We start from the raw sequence: 16,371 nt of genomic DNA, 5'->3' as shown, positions 1-16,371 counted from the left end.
GCGAATTTGTTGACCGCTTGGTCAGGAACTCGCACGAGGTGGATTATGCTTTTGTGTACAAATAAAGCAAATATTGTTTTTGCTTTTGTAGACGAAAAAATTTTCGATCGGAGTATATCGCCTGTCACGCCGCCTTCGCGAGCAAGCCTGGCTCCCACAGTGATCCACCGAACATGAATACAGCGTCCACCACCAAAACCCCGTGGGAGCAGGCTTGCCCGGGTAGAAACCGGAGACTTCCTTCACGTTTTAAACCAGCGACATCGTATACAGGTGCAAAAATGCGGTCAGGAGGTGCCTGACCATGCCATGGCATCGAGAGTCCCCGAGGGGTCAACGAATCACACTCATAGGCGTCTGGCGGCACTTGGGAGCGGAATATCTCCACCTGCTGCTTACGAGCACGCGATAGCGCTCAAACCACCTGGAGGGATGGAGTTAACTGACCATGATGGCGCTCAGAATGATAAGGAGCGTATTTTGCAAGATGCTCTTATCTATTGCACCTTATATACCCTTAAGATTTTTATGTAATTGCTTATAAAACATTTCAAGGGTGGGGTAATTATGCAGTCTTCAGGTTTGTCCGGTCCACAAGGAATACTCAGTCTTAAATTACATGAGCTGAGCACTGCCAATAAAGTCTCAAAAAAACACTTGGGTGAGCTCGGTAAATTAGTCGGTGTACTTGGTGGGGTCCGAAATAATTCTTACGAATTGAGAAATGCAATTAAATCAATGGGCAAAAGTACTGAAGATCTGATGGCGCTGTTTGGTTTGCTGAATGGGGTACTCGCCCGTCAGAACTCTCGTATGTTTGATAAAAAACAGCGGCAGTTAAAATCTATCGAGAAAATAATCATGCCGGTCGCCAAGGAAATTGATTCAAAAGAAAAATGGCTTAAAATTGATAATATTGACCGTAAGATTCGCGTCACAAAAAAAGAAATTGGAAAGCTTGATGGTGAAAGTCGCAAAAACGGAGAAAAAATATTACGCCTTGAACAAGATATTCGATGGGCAAAAACCAGCGATAGCGACTTGGAATCTATTCGCAACAGACGTCGGGAGAGAGCCAATGAGCTCAATGCTGAAGCCCTGGAACGATGGGAAAATAGAAATTCCAAGAAAGACAGGGACATTCAGAGTCGGACAAATAGCAAAGATCGGGCTGTGGAGCATGCGTCAAATCATGGCGTCGCGGTAAGGGTTCCTCTGGATTTGGCCATCGCTGGCAAGATCCATGATCCTGAAAATACTGGTTTTGGGCCCATGTGGTCCTCTCACATACAAAGCGATGAATTTGTTATGAAGAAATTCGGTTGTATAGAGGGCTACGGGAAAGATGAAGAACGCATTAAAGTCCCTAATGCTGAGGGTGAAATGTGGAAAATACTTGTGAAAGACTTTATGGGTTCGCCAGCTAAACTAGATAAGTTGCAGTCGGAAAAAACCAAGCTTGAGAATGGATATAGGCAACAAGCTGAATTAATGACGCGTCAAGCGAAAATTCCGGATAAAAAAATTTCTGAGCAAGAAATTACTGAAAAATATAATGCTATCTCTACTTTCAAGGAAGAGAATGAAAACCGTGAGCAAAAAATTACAGACTTTAAGGTCTCTATTTCCGAGCTTGAGCGGGAGCGAACGAAATTGCTTGAAGAGATTATGGTTTTGCAACGCCTCAGCCCCGTATCCTGAAGCCGAATTTATTTTCGTGCCGCACGCAAGTAAAGCCCACAATCTGGTGGGCTTTTACTTGTGTGCGCAATGCAGGTCGTGTTGCGCGCGAGCGCAATCAGGCTTGGCTGTGCTGGCCCACTTACGAGTACGCGAAGGCGCCAGATCAAACACCAAAATGGATCAAGCCGCCGCGAATCGCTTATCCAGATAATCAATGATCACCTTTGACTCATACATCCAGGTGGTCTGCCCATTTTCTTCGATGCGCAGGCACGGCACCTTGATCTTGCCGCCTTGTTCCAGCAGGGTCTGGCGATCCTGTTCGTTGTTCTTCGCATCGCGCAGCGCGACCGGAACATTCAGGCGGCGCAGGGTACGGCGGGTTTTCACGCAGAACGGGCAGGCGTGGAATTGATACAGGGTCAGGTCCCTGGCGGCGGAGTTGACCTTGGCCTGAACCTCGGCTGGGCGCTGCTTCTTGCCCGGGCGGGTGATGAAGTCGATGAAAATGATCAGTTGGCCAAGGCCGACACGAAGCGCTTTTACGAACACGGTACAAGCCTCACGGTGGGAATTGATAAAGGCGCGCAGCTTACCTGATTTTTGCCGGACGAAAAAAAACCGGCGATGAATGCCGGTTTTCTCCGTGCTGCGAATTACTTGATGAGGCTGAGGAATTCGCTGCGAGTCGCGGCGTTCTCACGGAACTCACCGAGCATCACAGACGTGATCATCGACGAATTCTGTTTCTCCACACCGCGCATCATCATGCACATGTGCTTGGCCTCGATCACCACTGCAACGCCCAGGGCGCCGGTGACTTCCATTACCGCGTCGGCGATCTGGCGGCTGAGGTTTTCCTGGATCTGCAGGCGGCGGGCGTACATATCGACGATCCGCGCGACTTTCGACAGCCCCAGCACCTTGCCACTCGGAATGTAGGCAACATGGGCCTTGCCGATGAACGGCAGCAGATGATGCTCGCACAACGAGTAGAGCTCGATGTCCTTCACCAGCACCATTTCGCTGTTGTCGGAGCTGAACAAGGCACCATTGGTGACTTCTTCCAGCGTCTGTTCATAGCCGCGGCAGAGGTACTGCATGGCTTTGGCGGCACGCTTTGGCGTGTCGAGCAGGCCCTCGCGGGATACGTCCTCGCCCAATTGGCCGAGAATCGCGGTGTAATTCTGTTCCAATGTCACAGAGCTTTATTCCGTATGGGTTCTAGAGGGGTACGGTTTCTGTCTGTACCAATTTTGTACCAATCAGGCTTTGCTCCAGCTTCCCGACTTCGCTCCAGTCTTCACTGGAGTTCATCCACCGGGCGTACGTCGACAGCAGCATTTGCACGCTGTGGCCGAGCTGATTCGCAATGAACCCGAGGTTCATGCCTGCCATTAGGCACATGGTAGCGTAAGTGTGGCGGCAGTTGTATTGCCGTCTGGCCCTGATCTTCAAAGCGACCAGCGCCGCCTTGAAATGCTTGTCGGTCACGCTGGCCTGTTGGATGAACTCAAAGTTCTTGGTCGGTGGGAAAACGTAGGGCGATAGTTTGTGCTGGCGCCGGCTCTGTTTTGCCCTCAACTCGGCCACGGCCTTGGCCACATCAACCGCATGCAATTCACTGCTGTTCAGCCTGACGCGCCGCGTCTCGCGGGTTTTGTAGTCAGCCAAGATTCTGCACACGTTGGCGACACGCCCCTCTGTATCCACTTCATCCTAGCGCGACGCCGCTATCTCACTTGGTCGCATGTCGGTAAAAAACGCGAACTCAAAGTAGGCCGCGTACACCTGCATCGACCCGGTCAGCACCTTATATGGGTGCCCGATGATCAAATGCGCCTCCTGCACCGTAAACGGGTCCACCGGTTTCTTCGCCTTGGCTGGCAACTCAATCGAGCCGACCGGGTTCCTGGTGATCAGCTCATCATTTACCGCGCATTCAAACATCGTGTGCAGGCGCTGAATTGCCGAGCGTTTTACCGTCGACGATTTCCATTGCGTTTCACTGACGATTTTTCGAAGCATTGCCGAATTAATCTGATCAATCGGAAGCAGCGCCAGGTGCGGCATCCAATAAAGGTTGAGGGATATCCTGCCGCCGGAAGCCCATCGAATAGATCAGATCTGCGCGGCTCTGGTCGATACCGCCGATACGCTTCAGCCAGTAGATAGACTCGTCTCGAGATGCTACCGCCACCGATACGGGCGCCGACTGTTCCGCGGTCAGCTCATCAATCCGACTCTCTGCGGCCTGGGAATTTTCGAAGTGCGACCGGCGTGATTGCTCAAGGGTATGCAGTTGCTCGTCACGGTCGTTCAGCAGCAGCTGCAGGGCGTCACGCTCGGCGACAACGCGGTCATATGCCCAGTCCTTCACTACGCAGGTATCGTCCAGGTGCCAGCCTTCCTGCAACAGCCTACTGGGTTCGATCCAATACCGTTTTACTTCGCTCATCCTGCTAACTCTTGTGTCAGCCTCGCACGCTGGGTCGATATAGTTGATTTTTGGCTCGCTCACTTTGAACCCCTTCAATTGTCCGTACACGTGTAGGTGCGCCAAGGCACCTTGATGCCGTTGACCAGAAAACCCCATGTGCCGTGGTAGGCGCCGCTGATAAAAAAGGTGAAGGCGCCGCCTTCGGCAACGCTGTCGATCCGGTGGTACTCGGCGTAGCTCAGTGAAGCGGTGTCGCCCGGGCGTCGGTCGATGTACTCGGTGGCTTGGGCAGAGGCCGGAACGTTCAGTCCGGCCAACGCCGAGTCTTCGTGTTCGAGTAGGCGCTGCTCCGTGTAACGGCCGCGCAGGATCATCGTCCGGGCGTTCCACGGGTGGTTGTGCAGGTCGCGGTCATTGTCCGGGCGCTTGATGTGGTGGATCCGCACTGACCATGGGCACCACCAGACCGCGACCTGTGACTGTCTCGGTCGTAGGGGTTGAACAGCCACCAGCGGCCCATGTACGTCTCGGCGCCGTCGGCGGACATGATGTGCAGGTAGGGCGTGCGCTGGCCGCGGGCGATGAGCCAGGCGGCGAGGGCTGGGCGGGCTAGCACCTTGGCAACCAGGCACCAGAAGAAGTCGAGCATGAGCTTGTCCTATGCCGGGTCATGCCCGGGCGGTGGAGTTGAAATTGGGGTATCTCGGGCATGTATCGCGTGACCATTGGCCAGGTACTGTGCGTTCCGATGATTCCGGTATCAATCGAACCGGCGCGCTAACGCATGAAACGACTGATCAAATTGCTGAACCTGGTTACTCCGGTTGGCCGATGTGATCAGCCGAGCCGGCTGGTTCTGATGCCGCTGCCAACGCCCGCGTAAGTGATGGGCACATTGGCACCTCGCCGGTATAGTCCGGAAAAATTATTATGGAGGGGAAGGGATGCAACTTTTAGATTGGTTGGAGCACAGGCGGGTACTGAAGAAAATTCGCCAAGCGGAACAAGAAGTTGAACAGAAATATCCTCGGGAACCGGGTGATGATTGGCAACACTATGTTGAAGAGTCCGATAATATTTTTGAATGGCGCCAGCTGGTTCTGACCAAATACATATCGCGAAAAGCAGATGAATTGCATGTTCCGCTTCCAGATCGCAGTGACAAGTCGCTCTGGGAGACGGTGGAGTTCGACAATGATCCATCGCAGCCAAAGTATTTAACTCAAAAGGGACTTGTCGAGGCGAGAAGGCTTATCAGAGAGGAACAGAAGGCAAAGAGGGAGGCTATCGCTTTTTGGGTGCCGATATTCTTCGGGTCCGCGGGTATGATCACCGGGATTATCGCAGCGCTAAAACACAGCTAATCGCCACAAAAGCAGGCAATGGCCTCGTCTTGCCCTGCGAACATGTCGAATTGGGTATCGGAGTAGTCGAGCATTTGCTGATAGCTGGGGCGGTCACTTCGGAACCGAGCGCCGTCACCGGTGAACTTCCCGCCAGATATCACTGAGCTTTCCATGCGTGCCCACCACTCAGCCTTGGGGCGGTCGCTGGCGATGATCGAGTAGACCTGCTTCGCTCCCTTGAGGAAACAGAGGTCGCAGTTCCCTTCCAGCGTGCGGCCGTTGATCGTAGGCAGCATCAGGTCGAATGGCTGGACAGCCCAGAAGTCAGTTACGTCCTGCACGCCTACACCAGCATCGGCCAGGGGCATGACCATCGTGGCCCACTTGCTTTCGCTGGTGCTCTTCCGGTGACGGATTTTCACGACCCGCCGGGGCTCGTCGGCGCGGATGCCGGTCATCATGTCTACCGGCGTTTTCTCGGTCGACAGACCCAGGCTGCGGAGGTACTTGTGAATGATCCTGATCTTCAGGTCGATGGTGCAGAACCTAGTCACCGGGTTGGGCAGGTGCTTCCGTTTGCGGATCAGCGCTTCGAATGGCTCGCCCCGGCGGCTGGCGCTGGCGAAGTCGACAACCTCAAACCCGGCCTCGTTATTGCGGAACTCAAGCCAAACGATCGGCACCGCCCAGCGCTCGGCGCACTCCCGAACGAACTCCAGCGTGGCTGGGTGTTCCTTTCCAGTATTGGCGAAGGTAACGACCAGATCACTCAGGTCATCGTTCTTGTCCAGCACTTGGCGAAGCATGTAGACGCTGGTTCTACCGCCGGAAAAGCTGAAGACCGTTGTCCCGGATATTTCGTAGGGAGACATGGGCATCCTATGCCGGGTCATGCTCAGACGGTGTCGAGTTGTGAGGGATCAACTACAGTTGAGCGTTCAGCCAGCGGAGGTGCTATATGACCCTTTACAGCGTGAACGCAGTTCGGATCAGCGAGCATGGTGAAATCCAAGCATTAAAAGGCATCGAGACGAATGGGTTTACCAGGGGCTCCATTGGCTCTCAGCGAGAATTCAGTGTCCCCGAGGTACTTGACTCTATTGCTCATGGCGATAAGTTTGATTTGGCATTCATAACCGATACCGGAAGTACCGGTTCTGGCGGTCTTGTCGTGCCGGATGGGAACGGTTCGGTTCGTGCGGAGCGCGGAGGGCCAGGTAGAGAGGTCACTGATTTGCCGAAATTTTAGGGCGGTCAATTCAGTTGTCGCAGAAGCCTGCTGCCTATCCAGCGAACAACGGTAACCGCCTTACTGTTCCCGATTGCCTTGTAGCGCGGTCCGTCCGGACATTCCTCGGCGAGCTTCCCGCGCCATGGGATGAGCGTGTAATCGTCGGGCATGCCCTGAAGCCGTTCGCACTCACGCGGGATTAGCCGCCGAACCGAACTCGCCCCAGACACAACGTTGGGGCCCAGGGCTGAGTCAGTGTTGTCGACCTTCTTGCCGTAATTGCTTGTCAGGGTCTGAGCGACCTCTCGACATGCGACGATTGGCTGGCCGCGCCCGGTACCGTCCTCGCTGCCGTCGAAGCCGTCAGCTTTCAGCGTATGGGTGACATCGCCCGTAATGCACACCGCAAGCTGGCCGCCAGCGTTAGCATGGCTTCCGGAGTGGTTCATGGCGCGAAGCGTTGGGGAAATTGATCCAGCGTCCGCACCATGATCCTTGCAGGAGAATGCGAGGACGGCGTTTTCCTGCCCTTGGTTTCGGCCCAGCGCAAAAGCGGTGGAGCTGCTGACGCTAGGGTTTTGCGTACCGTGCACCACGAGCAAGCCGGATTCAGCATCTTGCTGAGTTGCGCTGCCGGCGGCCTTACCATTGGCCTGGAGTGTGCCAGCCACGATGAATGCTTCGGAGTCGGCGCGCTGGCTGCTCTGTGCTTGTGCTCGAAGCGAGGGAGCAACAGCAAGGAAGTGGCCTGCAGCTGCGCCATCAGGCCGGCCCCCGGCGCCGCCGCTGTAGGCGTGACTGGTCAGTGCGCCGATCACGTCCAGTTGTACGAGGAACGTCACGCTTTCCATGTCCAACCGGGTGTCCTTCGCGGTTAGCGTGGCCGAGCGTTCGACCGATCCGGACAGGCTGTGGCCGCCGAACACCGGTATGCCGCCGAACATCGACACCGCAGGGCCTTCATCGCCCTCGCAGTTCATGCAGCCGTACGGCCCGAGCTCTTCTCCGAAGATTTCTCCGCATCCGCACTGGAGCGCAGGTCCGAAAGGAGCTGTTCCGGTAACGTCTTGCCCCTCGCCTCGGCGCGGCGCAGTATCCCGGCGCACGCCTTCTCGCTCAAAAAGTACCTCGGAGGGATCGAATCTGTCTCGAGCACTTGGGACAACGAACACACGGCGGCGGCGTCGTTGGGCCAGGCCGAAATATTGGGCGTCCAGGACCCGCCACGCGATTGTTCTTTTGGGTCCATACACACAACCAGGGTCTGGCCACCTTTTCCCTGAAGGCTGCAGTTCGTAGTCTTCCCCAGCAAGCGCGGCAAGAAAGCATCCGAAGGCGTTCCCTTTGTCGCTGAGGACACCGGGGACGTTGTCCCAGACGATGACACTGGGCGGCTTTCTGTTGCCGGCGCGAACATAGTCAGTTGCATCTGCAAGCTCCACGTATTTGATGGTGAGGGCGCCGCGTGGGTCGAGAAGACCCAGGCGCATGCCGGCGACGCTGAAGGCCTGGCACGGGGTTCCGCCTACCAGCACATCGGGTGCGGCGATTTTGCCGGCTAGGACCAGGGCCCTGAGCTTTGTCATGTCTCCGAGGTTCGGCGTGTCTGGGTAGTGGTGGGCCAGCACCGCGCTGGGGATGGCTCAATCTCGGCGAACCAGGTGGCACGCATCCCGAGCGGATGCCAAGCCATGGTCGCGGCCTCAATACCGCTGCAAACGCTTCCGTAGGTGATGGTCATAGTGGCACTCTGATTGTAAGATGCTTGATTTAGTGTGAAGGGAAGTTTCCGTGTACGCAGTCAGAGCTAGATCCAAACCCACACTGATGGACCGGGGAAAAGCTAATTACATATATCTTCTGGGGATTTTTGCCTTGGCGTTCTCCTTGGTAGTTGGAGGATTGGTGATTGCTCATTTTCAGTTTGGTTTTGATATCTGGCTGCTAAAAATAAGTAATGCTGAATCTGCACAGTATTGGGGGCAAGTCGGAGATTTTATCGGCGGAGTGCTCAATCCTCTTTTGAGTTTTTGCGCGCTTGTGGCAGTACTATATAATCTTTCTTTGCAGCGTGAGGAGTTGTCGCTTGCAAGAAAAGATGCGAGAGATGCTCACATAATCCAAAATAAGCAAAGTGCGATTTTCGAAACTCAAAATTTTGAGTCGGTATTCTTTAGGTTGCTTGATGTGCATTCTAGGCTCGCTATCGCGACAAAGATAACTCTAGCTTCTGGCAATCAATATAATACACATACTGGTGATGATGCCTTTTCCTACGCAGTCCGTAAATACTTCCCAACCAAAATGTTGGGGGCGGATTATCTTGATAAAGATATGAAGTTGAAAATATTGACTGATAATAGTCAGCTATTTCTTGATAATCATGTTGCCAGTGTTGGTCATTATTTTAGAAATCTCTATCAAATCATGAAATATATTGATGGTCTTGGTAAGTCTTCGATGAATATCACAGGGAAAGCGGTAGTTGGTATGGAGCTTAGGCGCACGCTTAGGTTGTATAGAAGGCAGCGGGACTATGCAAATATGTTAAGGGCGCAATTAAGTAGTAACGAGGTTGCGTGTTTGTTTATGAATTGCATGACCACTCAAGGTCATGGTCTTCGTTATTACGTTGAGAAATATTCGTTACTGAAAACCTTGGATTTCACATTGCTTTCTGAAAACACAGATGTCAAACAGCTATATAGTCATTTGGCGTATGCTGATTTTGAAGAAATGGATATGGATGACCTAATCAAATTGATTCAGGCTAAACATGGGGCTGATTAGATTTAATTTTTATAAGTGGCCGAGGCCAAGCTGGATGGCACTATTCGTTGAAGTGGGGTATTTGTGTTCGGCCCGGCATGAGGTCGGATCAAGGAGTAGAAATGGATTGGTCAGCCATGTTGGGCTGGATTGAGGCGCACCCGGGACTGGCGTCTTGGGTTCAGGCGTTTGGATCAATTGCTTCAATCTGGGCCGCATTCCTGATTGGAAACAAACAGATCAGGAAACAAATCCAGGTACGCAAAGAAAATGATCGGACGAGGGCCAAAGCGTTTTACGCTGTCATTCAAAACGCAGCTCATAACGCAATGGCTTTCGGCAAACATTTAGAGTCGAACAACTCTTGGCCAGTAATCGAGGAAAGCTGGAAAGTTTTATTTTCTCAAATCATTAACATGTCGAAGAATTCTTTAAGTCAAATACCCGCTCACGAATTGGGACGTTATGAGCTCGTCGACAGTTTTCTGGGAGTGACCGGCAGCATTCACACGATCGCATTCGTTGTTGAGCGGGCCTTCACCGCTTCAGCATTTCAAGAACACGAGTTTGCGTGCATGCGCATGGAAGTCCTCACCCAGTGCCGGGTATGTGAATTGAGCTGGCAACGATTTGAGGAAATCTCAAAGCAATAGCTAAAGCCGTATTAAGCTTCGACCCCAGTCTTGGCGAAGGTTTCAAGCTGTCGCGACTGCTTTTCTGTAACGACTATTTCAGGTCGCGACAAGCTGGCGAACTTGGCCGATTCGTAGGACGTTGCCTTTGCCAGGTTGATCAGCAAGGTCGATAACGTCTCTTGCCATTCTTCGAATTCATGACGGTCGCCGAGAATATTAAGGGCATCATCCAATGCCTTCGACACGATCAGCGTGCGCTCCTCGGCGCCGATCCGATCGAGCAGTTCCTTCTCCTTGGCGCGCTTGGCCTTCTGAATCTCCGCGTTGCTCTTGGCCATGGCCTGCCTCTTCAATTCCTGGGCCGGTATATCCAGCCATGTCTGTCGTCGGCGCTGCTGTACTCGAGCGCGTCTCATGCAGCGACCTTCACCTGATGCCAGGCGCCGGAGGCAAGTTCGGGCGTGAGCGCCACCGGGCGCCGGTCGTGGATGTCCACCATGCCGCCCGCGCTGTCTGCAGTGATTATGACAAAGCCGTCATGCTCACCTGGCTCATGCTCTACGTTCGGGTATTGGCCGATTGCAGCGTAAAGGATCGGCGACTGATCGCGGTGCCGGATGAGGTAGGGCTGCTTCTTCGGTCCGCCCTCATCAACCCACTCGAACCAGTTGTCGATCGCGATGATTGCCCGGCGCGGCCAGATAGCGCGGAAGAATGGGCGTTGAGCGACTTTCTCGACCCTGGCATTAATTGGTGCCGCGCGATCTTTCGCCCAGTGCGGCCGCCTCCCCCATCGAACCATATCAGCGCGCAGAAACTCACCTTCCTGGTGGAAGAGGGCGAGCTGAGTAGACGGCGCTGCGTTGTAGCGTTCGAACGGCTCCTCCCTGGTGTTGTTGATCAGCGGGTTCGGAAACGCGAGCGCCTCAACGAAGTCGTGAATGCCGCGATACTGGGTGAGTCTTCCGCACATGATCATCTCCTGTGATTCAGCTTGAGCGCCTGCAGCTCGCGAATGACGACTTCTCTCTGGTGAAGAATTTGATTCAGGCGCCGGATATCAGATAACTGAACGGTGGTCTCCGATTCGAGGTTCGCGATCCAAGTCCGCTTTCTTTGGAGGTCGGCGGACAATTCATCGTTCATTGTGATGAGCCCAGTGATATTTTCCTTTGGCTGCACGAAGCTCTAGCTTCAGCGCCTCGATATCTTCCTCCAGCATGCCCGCGTAATGCTTCAGGGTTTGGAGCTCAGTAGGGCTTCCGAGCCAGTCGCTGGTGTCTTCGATGTCGTACGGGTTCACGGTGATGCCTTTCGGATGCTGTTTGTATATACAGTAATCCAGGAGGCTGGATTGGGCGAGCGTGATGCGATGAGCCGTAGGGGGCGGGATTGTGTTCGGTCGGCATGACGCCGGGATGCAGGGGATTTCTTGTCGAAACCCTGCAGGGACTTTTGCGGGGATTCGTAAAACACAGTTAGTCATGGTCAGGCATTGATTGCAGTGGGCGCCGTTCCAATGGACTGTTCTTTAAAGCTTTTTAGCGCCCCTGCAAGCATGGGTTGCTAGGGTGTGGCAGGACGCCGCTGGATTGAGAAGCTGTCTAAAACTAACTCGGCCTTGCTCGGTTTCATTGGTCTAGAACGCGCCCAAGTCGGGCAAGGGTTTTAGACAATTGTCTTTGCGCACCGTTGAAATGCGTGGTCTGTAGCCAAATCCCGCTAGCACTGCTGCATCATCGGCGTATTTTCGATGTTTGGATGGGACACGATGTATATCCGTGACATCGCTAACGATCAGCGTCAAGGTCATGCTAAGGCTAGCAAAAAGTTGATGATTGTGAATTGAGAGCCACCTGTCCTGGGTCAAGGGTGTAAACGTTGCCTTAGCCGGGCTCTAAACGGGGTAGACGACAGTGGCGATTTGGTATCAAATGAGGTGTTTATGAAACATACAATTAGGGAAATTTATGTTTTTAAAAAAAATTGAGTATAGCGAGCATAAAGGCACAAATATGTTCTGGTCGATTCGAGGTTTACACCTTGGGCCGATTAATTTGATAGTTGGTAAAAATTCCACAGGTAAGACAAGAGTTATCAATGTTATCTCATCCCTCGCGCATTCGGTAGCAGCTCGCATTCCTGCATTTAATAGTGCGGCTTGGGAGGCGGAGTTTGAGCGCTATAAAGGAGAAGCTGTCGAGTCTCAAGCTTATTATTTGTCCTATAAGTCTCAGCGTGTAGTTCATGAAAAATTCACAATTAAAAATCAAGTTGTAATGGAAAGATATGAAACAGGTGAGGGGTTCGTTTTAAAGAAGAAAGGCGCGGAGCGCGTGCGGTATAAAGTTGAGCCGCAGCAACTTATGGCTGTGGTTAGAAGTGATCCTTTTCAGCATCCGCAGTTCGAAAGTTTACAGCGCTGGGGAAGAGGTGCGTGCACGTATAGGTTCGGTACTGAATTTGGTAGAGGCAATCTAACTATGGGGAATCAACCCCCACTAGACGCTTCATCCATACTCGATTTTAGTTTGATGCCTGAGGATGTAAGTGGAGTCTTCTTAAGGACCAGTGAGCGTTTTGGCGATGCGTTAAAACGTTCAGTTATAAATGATATGGCGGAAATTGGATATCCGTGTGAAGATATTGCATTGATACCGATGGCTGAGATTAATTTAAATGGTATAGCTGCCCTCTCTATTGCGGTTCGGGAAAAAGGTCTTGATTTGTATGTTCGGCAAGGGGACCTCTCTCAAGGTATGTATAGGGCGCTAGCACTTTTGATTCAATTCAACGCAAGTGTTATTTGGACTCAGGCCGCGATGGTGGGGCGTGTCCCGAAGCTGGGGGATAGTCCAATGTTGTTAATTGATGATATTGGTGAAGGGCTAGATCATGAGCGTTCTAGGAACTTAATTCGGTTGCTTGTGAGTAAGTGTCTGCAAAGCAATATCCAGCTCATTATGTCAACCAATGACAGGTACGTAATGAACTACGTCTCATTGAAGTATTGGACCGTGCTCACTAGAGTTGGCGGAGTCGTGGAGGCGATAAATATTCACAATGCAAAGGAAATATTTGAAGATTTTTCATATTCTGGCTTAAGTAATTTTGACTTTTTCTCTGGTGAGCATTACTCCAAGGGTAGTGCTGTATGAGGAAAATTGCAATATTTGTTGAGGGGCAAACGGAGTTACACTTTGTCCACAAGCTAGTTACTGAAATAGCTGGTTATGGAGTCGCAAGAGTTGATCTATGGATCCATCGTGGCGGAGCGCTGAGTAAGCTTCGAAGTGAAGGACCGCCAGAAGATGTCGCATCTGTATTGGTAATGATCGTTAATTGTGGAGGAGACGGGTCAGTCAAAAGCTCGATTTTAGAGCGAAGAGAGCTCTTGGAATCTCAAGATTTCAAAGTAATCATGGGGCTTCAAGATTTGTACCCGAAAACTCCTGACGAACGAGAGAGATTTGAAGCTGGCCTAAGCCGAGGATTAAACTTTCCGAATCAGAATATACAGATTTTCTTAGCGGTGGCGGAGGTAGAGGCCTGGTTCTTAAGTGAATATACTCATTTTGAAAGAGTAGATCCCGCTCTCAACTTGGAGAGAATCCAAGCGGAGCTTGGTTTCGACCCTTCCAGTGGTGGTATCGAGACAGAAGTGGCGCATCCAACTGGCAAGTTGAAACAGATTTATGGCTTGGTTGGGCGGCTATATAGAAAGAGAGAGGCTGAAACACATAGCATGGTTTCACATCTGGATTTCGACGAAATATACACTAATGTTAGAGCTTCTTCTGTTTCATTAGATGTTTTCATTTCCAGCTTGGAGGACGCCATCTGGGTTCCAAAAGTCGAAGGTGTAGAATCAACAGCGGCTACCTGATACAGGGGTTCGATTCCATATTCATTTTCAGTGACGCACATCAAAGCTCCGTTGCCTTAACTAGGGGGCGGAGCTTTCCGTCTTTGAGTCCTTGAGTGAATGTTGTGTCGGTGCAATCTTGTAACGACACCCACTGACGAAAAATTTGCCAATGGCGACCAATTATGTTCGGGAAGGTGCAAGAGCGTGGTTCGAAAGATGTACGCTGAAAAACTATGCTTTCTGTAGGTGTTTATCTCTAAGGCCTTCGGGATTAGATGGTCCAAACCATTATCGGAGCGTCACTCCGGCGCCATCATGACCGCGAGCGTCATCTTGATGAATTCTTCGTTTTTAGTGATGGTTTCCAAATCGCCGAAGACATTTCAACCGACCGCGATCGCTCCGCGCTGCCCGACCCAAAGCATCAGCTCCATGATGGCGGCCTCCAGTGCGAGCTGGTTTTCGTTGATCTTGAACAGCAGGGAAGGGTGCAGGTCCGAGTTTGGCATCGCGAAACCTCCGTGAAGTGGTCGCGTAGCATCTGGAAAAGTGATCTGTGCAAAGGGGCAAAGGGCTGGTGTTGGATTCGCAGAACGCCTGGGAAGGGGGCACTACTGTAGGAATATACAACGCTAAGTTATTGATTCTTATGGTGGTATGTAGCGGTTTTTTTCTATCTTAAATTAGCTATTTCTCTCTCTATATCAATAGGTTGCGCTGATTTCGGGGTCACCTTGACATGGTGGTTCCTGCCGCAGGAAGTTACCGGCGAGTTTTTCCCTACGGCCGGGTAGCGCTACACCGCGTATTTAATGAACCATTGCGCCGTGAGTTCGGCTAGCCAAGCATCTTGCTTAGAGATACGCAGCAAAAGCCCGCGAAGGTCTGCTAGGTTCATTATGCAATATATGATTGTCTGATGATCACCTTTGGAACCAGTTCTGCGAATGGCATCTTTCTGATCAAAGGACATCAAATACAACGCGTCATGGCCTTTGACGCGCTTCGCAGCCCAGTGCGCTAGGTGGTTACGTATATCGCGATGCAATTCAATGTCATCGATCGATTGACAGATCACATTAGCGGTGGCGGCATCGAGCCCCATGTCAGCTACACCCGCTTTTACAGTCTGAGCAAGCTCTGAAGTGTGAGGGTTTTTCTTCAAAGCAGGTATCAGACCAGCATGAGCAAAAACCTCAATTGAGCGCCTGAGATTGAACTCCAGAAAATTGAAGGACTGAATAAGGTTTCCGATTAACGCTGCGTCGGCCCCGGTCAAGGGCTCCAATTTTGAAAGTGCGTCGTCCCCTAAATACGCATTTACGGTTTCAATGTATTTCAGAGGTTCTGCGTTAGTCATTCTTGAGTCCTTTCTTCTTTTGATGGTGTGGGGTGATCCGGGCTGCGCCAGCATATACCACCTCGCAGAAATTGTACGCCTTGTGCAAAACCTCCCCTGCAGGCCGCGTCTTTCCGTTTGCATAAGCACAAAAAGGGGATGTTTTGCCCCCTTTGAAATGGGTTTTATCCGTTTGAAATAAATAGGTTAAGTCGATACAGTCCCCAGCATTGGGTGCTAGCGATCGAATCGCTAACAACGAGGTAATCCATGTCCGCATTCGACCCAAATCTGCCATTGATGAATGCCAGAGATCAGCCATAATCGTCATCCGGACTGAGGCATCGACGGCTATTGATTCAAATATCACTTCAGAGCGACCAGCACTTTACGACCTATAAACCTCATGAAATAATAGTGGTAAATATTTCGAGAAAAAAAATGTCTTACCTTGATTTTAATTTGCAGCAATATAATAGATACACGGTTTTGAAGCCTAGCGTCATACAGGCCATTAAAAATGGATCTAAATTGCTTTCTGTCGGCATAGGGCTAGGCTACTATGAAGAATACTTAATAAATACACATGGAATATCTCGCTCTTCAATTCATTGTGCCGACCTACATCTCGATGAAAAATGGTCTAGCCATACCAGCTACATTTTTGATATCTGTAGCCCCTGGCCTAATCTTAACCAGAAGTATGACTACATCCTATTTGGCCAGGTTATTGGTGTGTCAGCCATTAATAAAGGCGGAAAGAAATCTCAGATTATGGCCGAACATGTTGAAAACGTGATTTCTCAGGCTGCCCGCTGGCTAGATGTCGGAGGGGAAATTATAGTCTTCGACACCACCATCCAAACAGTTCCAACCCAGTGGCACATTCAGCAACATGAACTCTGGGAGACCGTGGCCAACGCTATTGGCGGAACGATTACTGGAAATGAAAAAGAGTGGTGCGTCGTTAATATAAGTATTTAATTCTGGGTGAGAGTATTATCAGGATTCGCTCCAGGACTATTGGAGCGCCCTTGGCGACAGCTTCTGGCCGGGACTT

Annotated in this window: 17 protein-coding genes and 4 pseudogenes; 8 read left to right on the top strand and 13 right to left on the bottom strand. The window is 51.5% G+C overall.

Features of this window, described 5'->3' with window-relative positions; genetic code table 11:
• The first annotated feature begins 567 nt into the window (after positions 1-567).
• Positions 568-1,701 carry a hypothetical protein gene (locus EQV97_RS13995; protein ID WP_240889105.1) on the top strand — a complete coding sequence of 378 codons (1,134 nt, stop codon included), beginning with the start codon at positions 568-570 and terminating at the stop codon, positions 1,699-1,701.
• 162 nt (positions 1,702-1,863) lie between these two features.
• Here EQV97_RS13995 and EQV97_RS13990 read toward each other — a convergent pair whose 3' ends face one another.
• The 6 genes and pseudogenes from EQV97_RS13990 to EQV97_RS13965 form a co-directional block, all read right to left on the bottom strand.
• Positions 1,864-2,235, bottom strand: coding sequence for a glutathione S-transferase N-terminal domain-containing protein (locus tag EQV97_RS13990; protein WP_122839287.1), 372 nt, complete (start codon positions 2,233-2,235; stop codon positions 1,864-1,866).
• Positions 2,236-2,339: 104 nt separating this feature from the next.
• Positions 2,340-2,885, bottom strand: coding sequence for a GTP cyclohydrolase I FolE (gene folE, locus EQV97_RS13985; protein WP_240889104.1), 546 nt, complete (start codon positions 2,883-2,885; stop codon positions 2,340-2,342).
• Positions 2,886-2,907: 22 nt separating this feature from the next.
• A complete protein-coding gene (locus tag EQV97_RS13980; RefSeq protein ID WP_346769734.1) occupies positions 2,908-3,396 on the bottom strand; it encodes a tyrosine-type recombinase/integrase in 489 nt (162 codons plus the stop codon).
• A gap of 6 nt (positions 3,397-3,402) precedes the next feature.
• Complete coding sequence (locus EQV97_RS13975; protein WP_240889102.1) at positions 3,403-3,711, bottom strand: hypothetical protein; 309 nt, start codon at positions 3,709-3,711, stop codon at positions 3,403-3,405.
• Positions 3,712-3,727: 16 nt separating this feature from the next.
• Positions 3,728-4,141 carry a hypothetical protein gene (locus tag EQV97_RS13970; RefSeq protein WP_240889101.1) on the bottom strand — a complete coding sequence of 138 codons (414 nt, stop codon included), beginning with the start codon at positions 4,139-4,141 and terminating at the stop codon, positions 3,728-3,730.
• A 74-nt stretch (positions 4,142-4,215) separates the two neighbouring features.
• Positions 4,216-4,772: pseudogene (locus EQV97_RS13965) on the bottom strand (hypothetical protein).
• Between the two features lie 295 nt (positions 4,773-5,067).
• Here EQV97_RS13965 and EQV97_RS13960 point away from each other — a divergent pair.
• Positions 5,068-5,487: a hypothetical protein gene (locus EQV97_RS13960; RefSeq protein ID WP_240889100.1), complete on the top strand. Its 420-nt coding sequence runs from the start codon at positions 5,068-5,070 to the stop codon at positions 5,485-5,487.
• On the opposite strand, the gene EQV97_RS13955 is transcribed toward EQV97_RS13960, so the two are convergent.
• Entirely contained in the window at positions 5,484-6,341 is an 858-nt protein-coding gene (locus tag EQV97_RS13955) for a phosphoadenosine phosphosulfate reductase family protein (RefSeq protein WP_240889099.1), read from the bottom strand. The two genes, EQV97_RS13960 and EQV97_RS13955, sit on opposite strands and share 4 nt — an antisense overlap.
• Before the next feature lie 86 nt (positions 6,342-6,427).
• On the opposite strand from EQV97_RS13955, the gene EQV97_RS13950 reads away from it, so the two are divergent.
• On the top strand, positions 6,428-6,718 hold the full coding sequence (locus EQV97_RS13950; RefSeq protein WP_240889098.1) for a hypothetical protein: 291 nt from the start codon (positions 6,428-6,430) through the stop codon (positions 6,716-6,718).
• A 5-nt stretch (positions 6,719-6,723) separates the two neighbouring features.
• Here EQV97_RS13950 and EQV97_RS13945 read toward each other — a convergent pair.
• A pseudogene (locus EQV97_RS13945) lies at positions 6,724-8,441 on the bottom strand (DNA cytosine methyltransferase).
• 50 nt (positions 8,442-8,491) lie between these two features.
• On the opposite strand from EQV97_RS13945, the gene EQV97_RS29000 reads away from it, so the two are divergent.
• Together EQV97_RS29000 and EQV97_RS13935 are read left to right on the top strand one after the other, a co-directional pair.
• Positions 8,492-9,490 (top strand): putative phage abortive infection protein, encoded by a 999-nt coding sequence (locus EQV97_RS29000; protein ID WP_240889097.1) that lies wholly within the window; start codon positions 8,492-8,494, stop codon positions 9,488-9,490.
• Between the two features lie 101 nt (positions 9,491-9,591).
• Entirely contained in the window at positions 9,592-10,122 is a 531-nt protein-coding gene (locus EQV97_RS13935) for a hypothetical protein (RefSeq protein WP_240889096.1), read from the top strand.
• Positions 10,123-10,133: 11 nt separating this feature from the next.
• Here EQV97_RS13935 and EQV97_RS13930 read toward each other — a convergent pair whose 3' ends face one another.
• From EQV97_RS13930 to EQV97_RS13920, 3 genes and pseudogenes are all read right to left on the bottom strand, one after another.
• Positions 10,134-10,442, bottom strand: coding sequence for a hypothetical protein (locus EQV97_RS13930; protein WP_240889095.1), 309 nt, complete (start codon positions 10,440-10,442; stop codon positions 10,134-10,136).
• 110 nt (positions 10,443-10,552) lie between these two features.
• Positions 10,553-11,077: pseudogene (locus tag EQV97_RS13925) on the bottom strand (SOS response-associated peptidase); the annotation flags it as partial.
• 162 nt (positions 11,078-11,239) lie between these two features.
• Positions 11,240-11,407, bottom strand: coding sequence for a hypothetical protein (locus tag EQV97_RS13920; protein WP_240889094.1), 168 nt, complete (start codon positions 11,405-11,407; stop codon positions 11,240-11,242).
• Between the two features lie 667 nt (positions 11,408-12,074).
• Here EQV97_RS13920 and EQV97_RS13915 point away from each other — a divergent pair.
• Together EQV97_RS13915 and EQV97_RS13910 are read left to right on the top strand one after the other, a co-directional pair.
• Entirely contained in the window at positions 12,075-13,262 is a 1,188-nt protein-coding gene (locus EQV97_RS13915; protein ID WP_240889093.1) for an AAA family ATPase, read from the top strand.
• Positions 13,259-13,990 (top strand): hypothetical protein, encoded by a 732-nt coding sequence (locus EQV97_RS13910; protein ID WP_240889092.1) that lies wholly within the window; start codon positions 13,259-13,261, stop codon positions 13,988-13,990. Before EQV97_RS13915 ends, EQV97_RS13910 begins: the two co-directional genes overlap by 4 nt.
• Positions 13,991-14,271: 281 nt before the next feature.
• On the opposite strand, the pseudogene EQV97_RS13905 reads toward EQV97_RS13910, so the two are convergent.
• A pseudogene (locus tag EQV97_RS13905) lies at positions 14,272-14,481 on the bottom strand (hypothetical protein).
• Positions 14,482-14,768: 287 nt separating this feature from the next.
• The gene (locus tag EQV97_RS13900) at positions 14,769-15,332 is read right to left on the bottom strand and encodes a hypothetical protein (protein WP_240889091.1); all 564 of its coding nucleotides are present in this window, start codon (positions 15,330-15,332) and stop codon (positions 14,769-14,771) included.
• Between the two features lie 420 nt (positions 15,333-15,752).
• Here EQV97_RS13900 and EQV97_RS13895 point away from each other — a divergent pair, with 420 nt between their 5' ends.
• Positions 15,753-16,295, top strand: a complete 543-nt coding sequence (locus EQV97_RS13895) for a hypothetical protein (protein WP_240889090.1) — start codon at positions 15,753-15,755, stop codon at positions 16,293-16,295.
• The last annotated feature ends 76 nt before the right edge of the window (positions 16,296-16,371 follow it).

This window comes from Pseudomonas sp. TMW22090 (genome assembly GCF_022496665.1).
GTDB lineage: Bacteria > Pseudomonadota > Gammaproteobacteria > Pseudomonadales > Pseudomonadaceae > Aquipseudomonas > Aquipseudomonas gregormendelii.
This window is presented reverse-complemented; position numbering and strand designations above follow the sequence as displayed.

Bases quoted from the DNA above. Each gene is read 5' to 3' on its own strand.
- EQV97_RS13975 (WP_240889102.1), bottom strand. From the start codon at position 3,711: ATGCTTCGAAAAATCGTCAGTGAAACGCAATGGAAATCGTCGACGGTA.
- EQV97_RS13935 (WP_240889096.1), top strand. From the start codon at position 9,592: ATGGATTGGTCAGCCATGTTGGGCTGGATTGAGGCGCACCCGGGACTG.
- EQV97_RS13970 (WP_240889101.1), bottom strand. From the start codon at position 4,141: ATGAGCGAAGTAAAACGGTATTGGATCGAACCCAGTAGGCTGTTGCAG.
- EQV97_RS13900 (WP_240889091.1), bottom strand. From the start codon at position 15,332: ATGACTAACGCAGAACCTCTGAAATACATTGAAACCGTAAATGCGTAT.
- EQV97_RS13910 (WP_240889092.1), top strand. From the start codon at position 13,259: ATGAGGAAAATTGCAATATTTGTTGAGGGGCAAACGGAGTTACACTTT.
- EQV97_RS13895 (WP_240889090.1), top strand. From the start codon at position 15,753: ATGTCTTACCTTGATTTTAATTTGCAGCAATATAATAGATACACGGTT.
- EQV97_RS13950 (WP_240889098.1), top strand. From the start codon at position 6,428: ATGACCCTTTACAGCGTGAACGCAGTTCGGATCAGCGAGCATGGTGAA.
- EQV97_RS13955 (WP_240889099.1), bottom strand. From the start codon at position 6,341: ATGTCTCCCTACGAAATATCCGGGACAACGGTCTTCAGCTTTTCCGGC.
- EQV97_RS13930 (WP_240889095.1), bottom strand. From the start codon at position 10,442: ATGGCCAAGAGCAACGCGGAGATTCAGAAGGCCAAGCGCGCCAAGGAG.
- EQV97_RS13995 (WP_240889105.1), top strand. From the start codon at position 568: ATGCAGTCTTCAGGTTTGTCCGGTCCACAAGGAATACTCAGTCTTAAA.
- EQV97_RS13915 (WP_240889093.1), top strand. From the start codon at position 12,075: ATGTTTTTAAAAAAAATTGAGTATAGCGAGCATAAAGGCACAAATATG.
- EQV97_RS13960 (WP_240889100.1), top strand. From the start codon at position 5,068: ATGCAACTTTTAGATTGGTTGGAGCACAGGCGGGTACTGAAGAAAATT.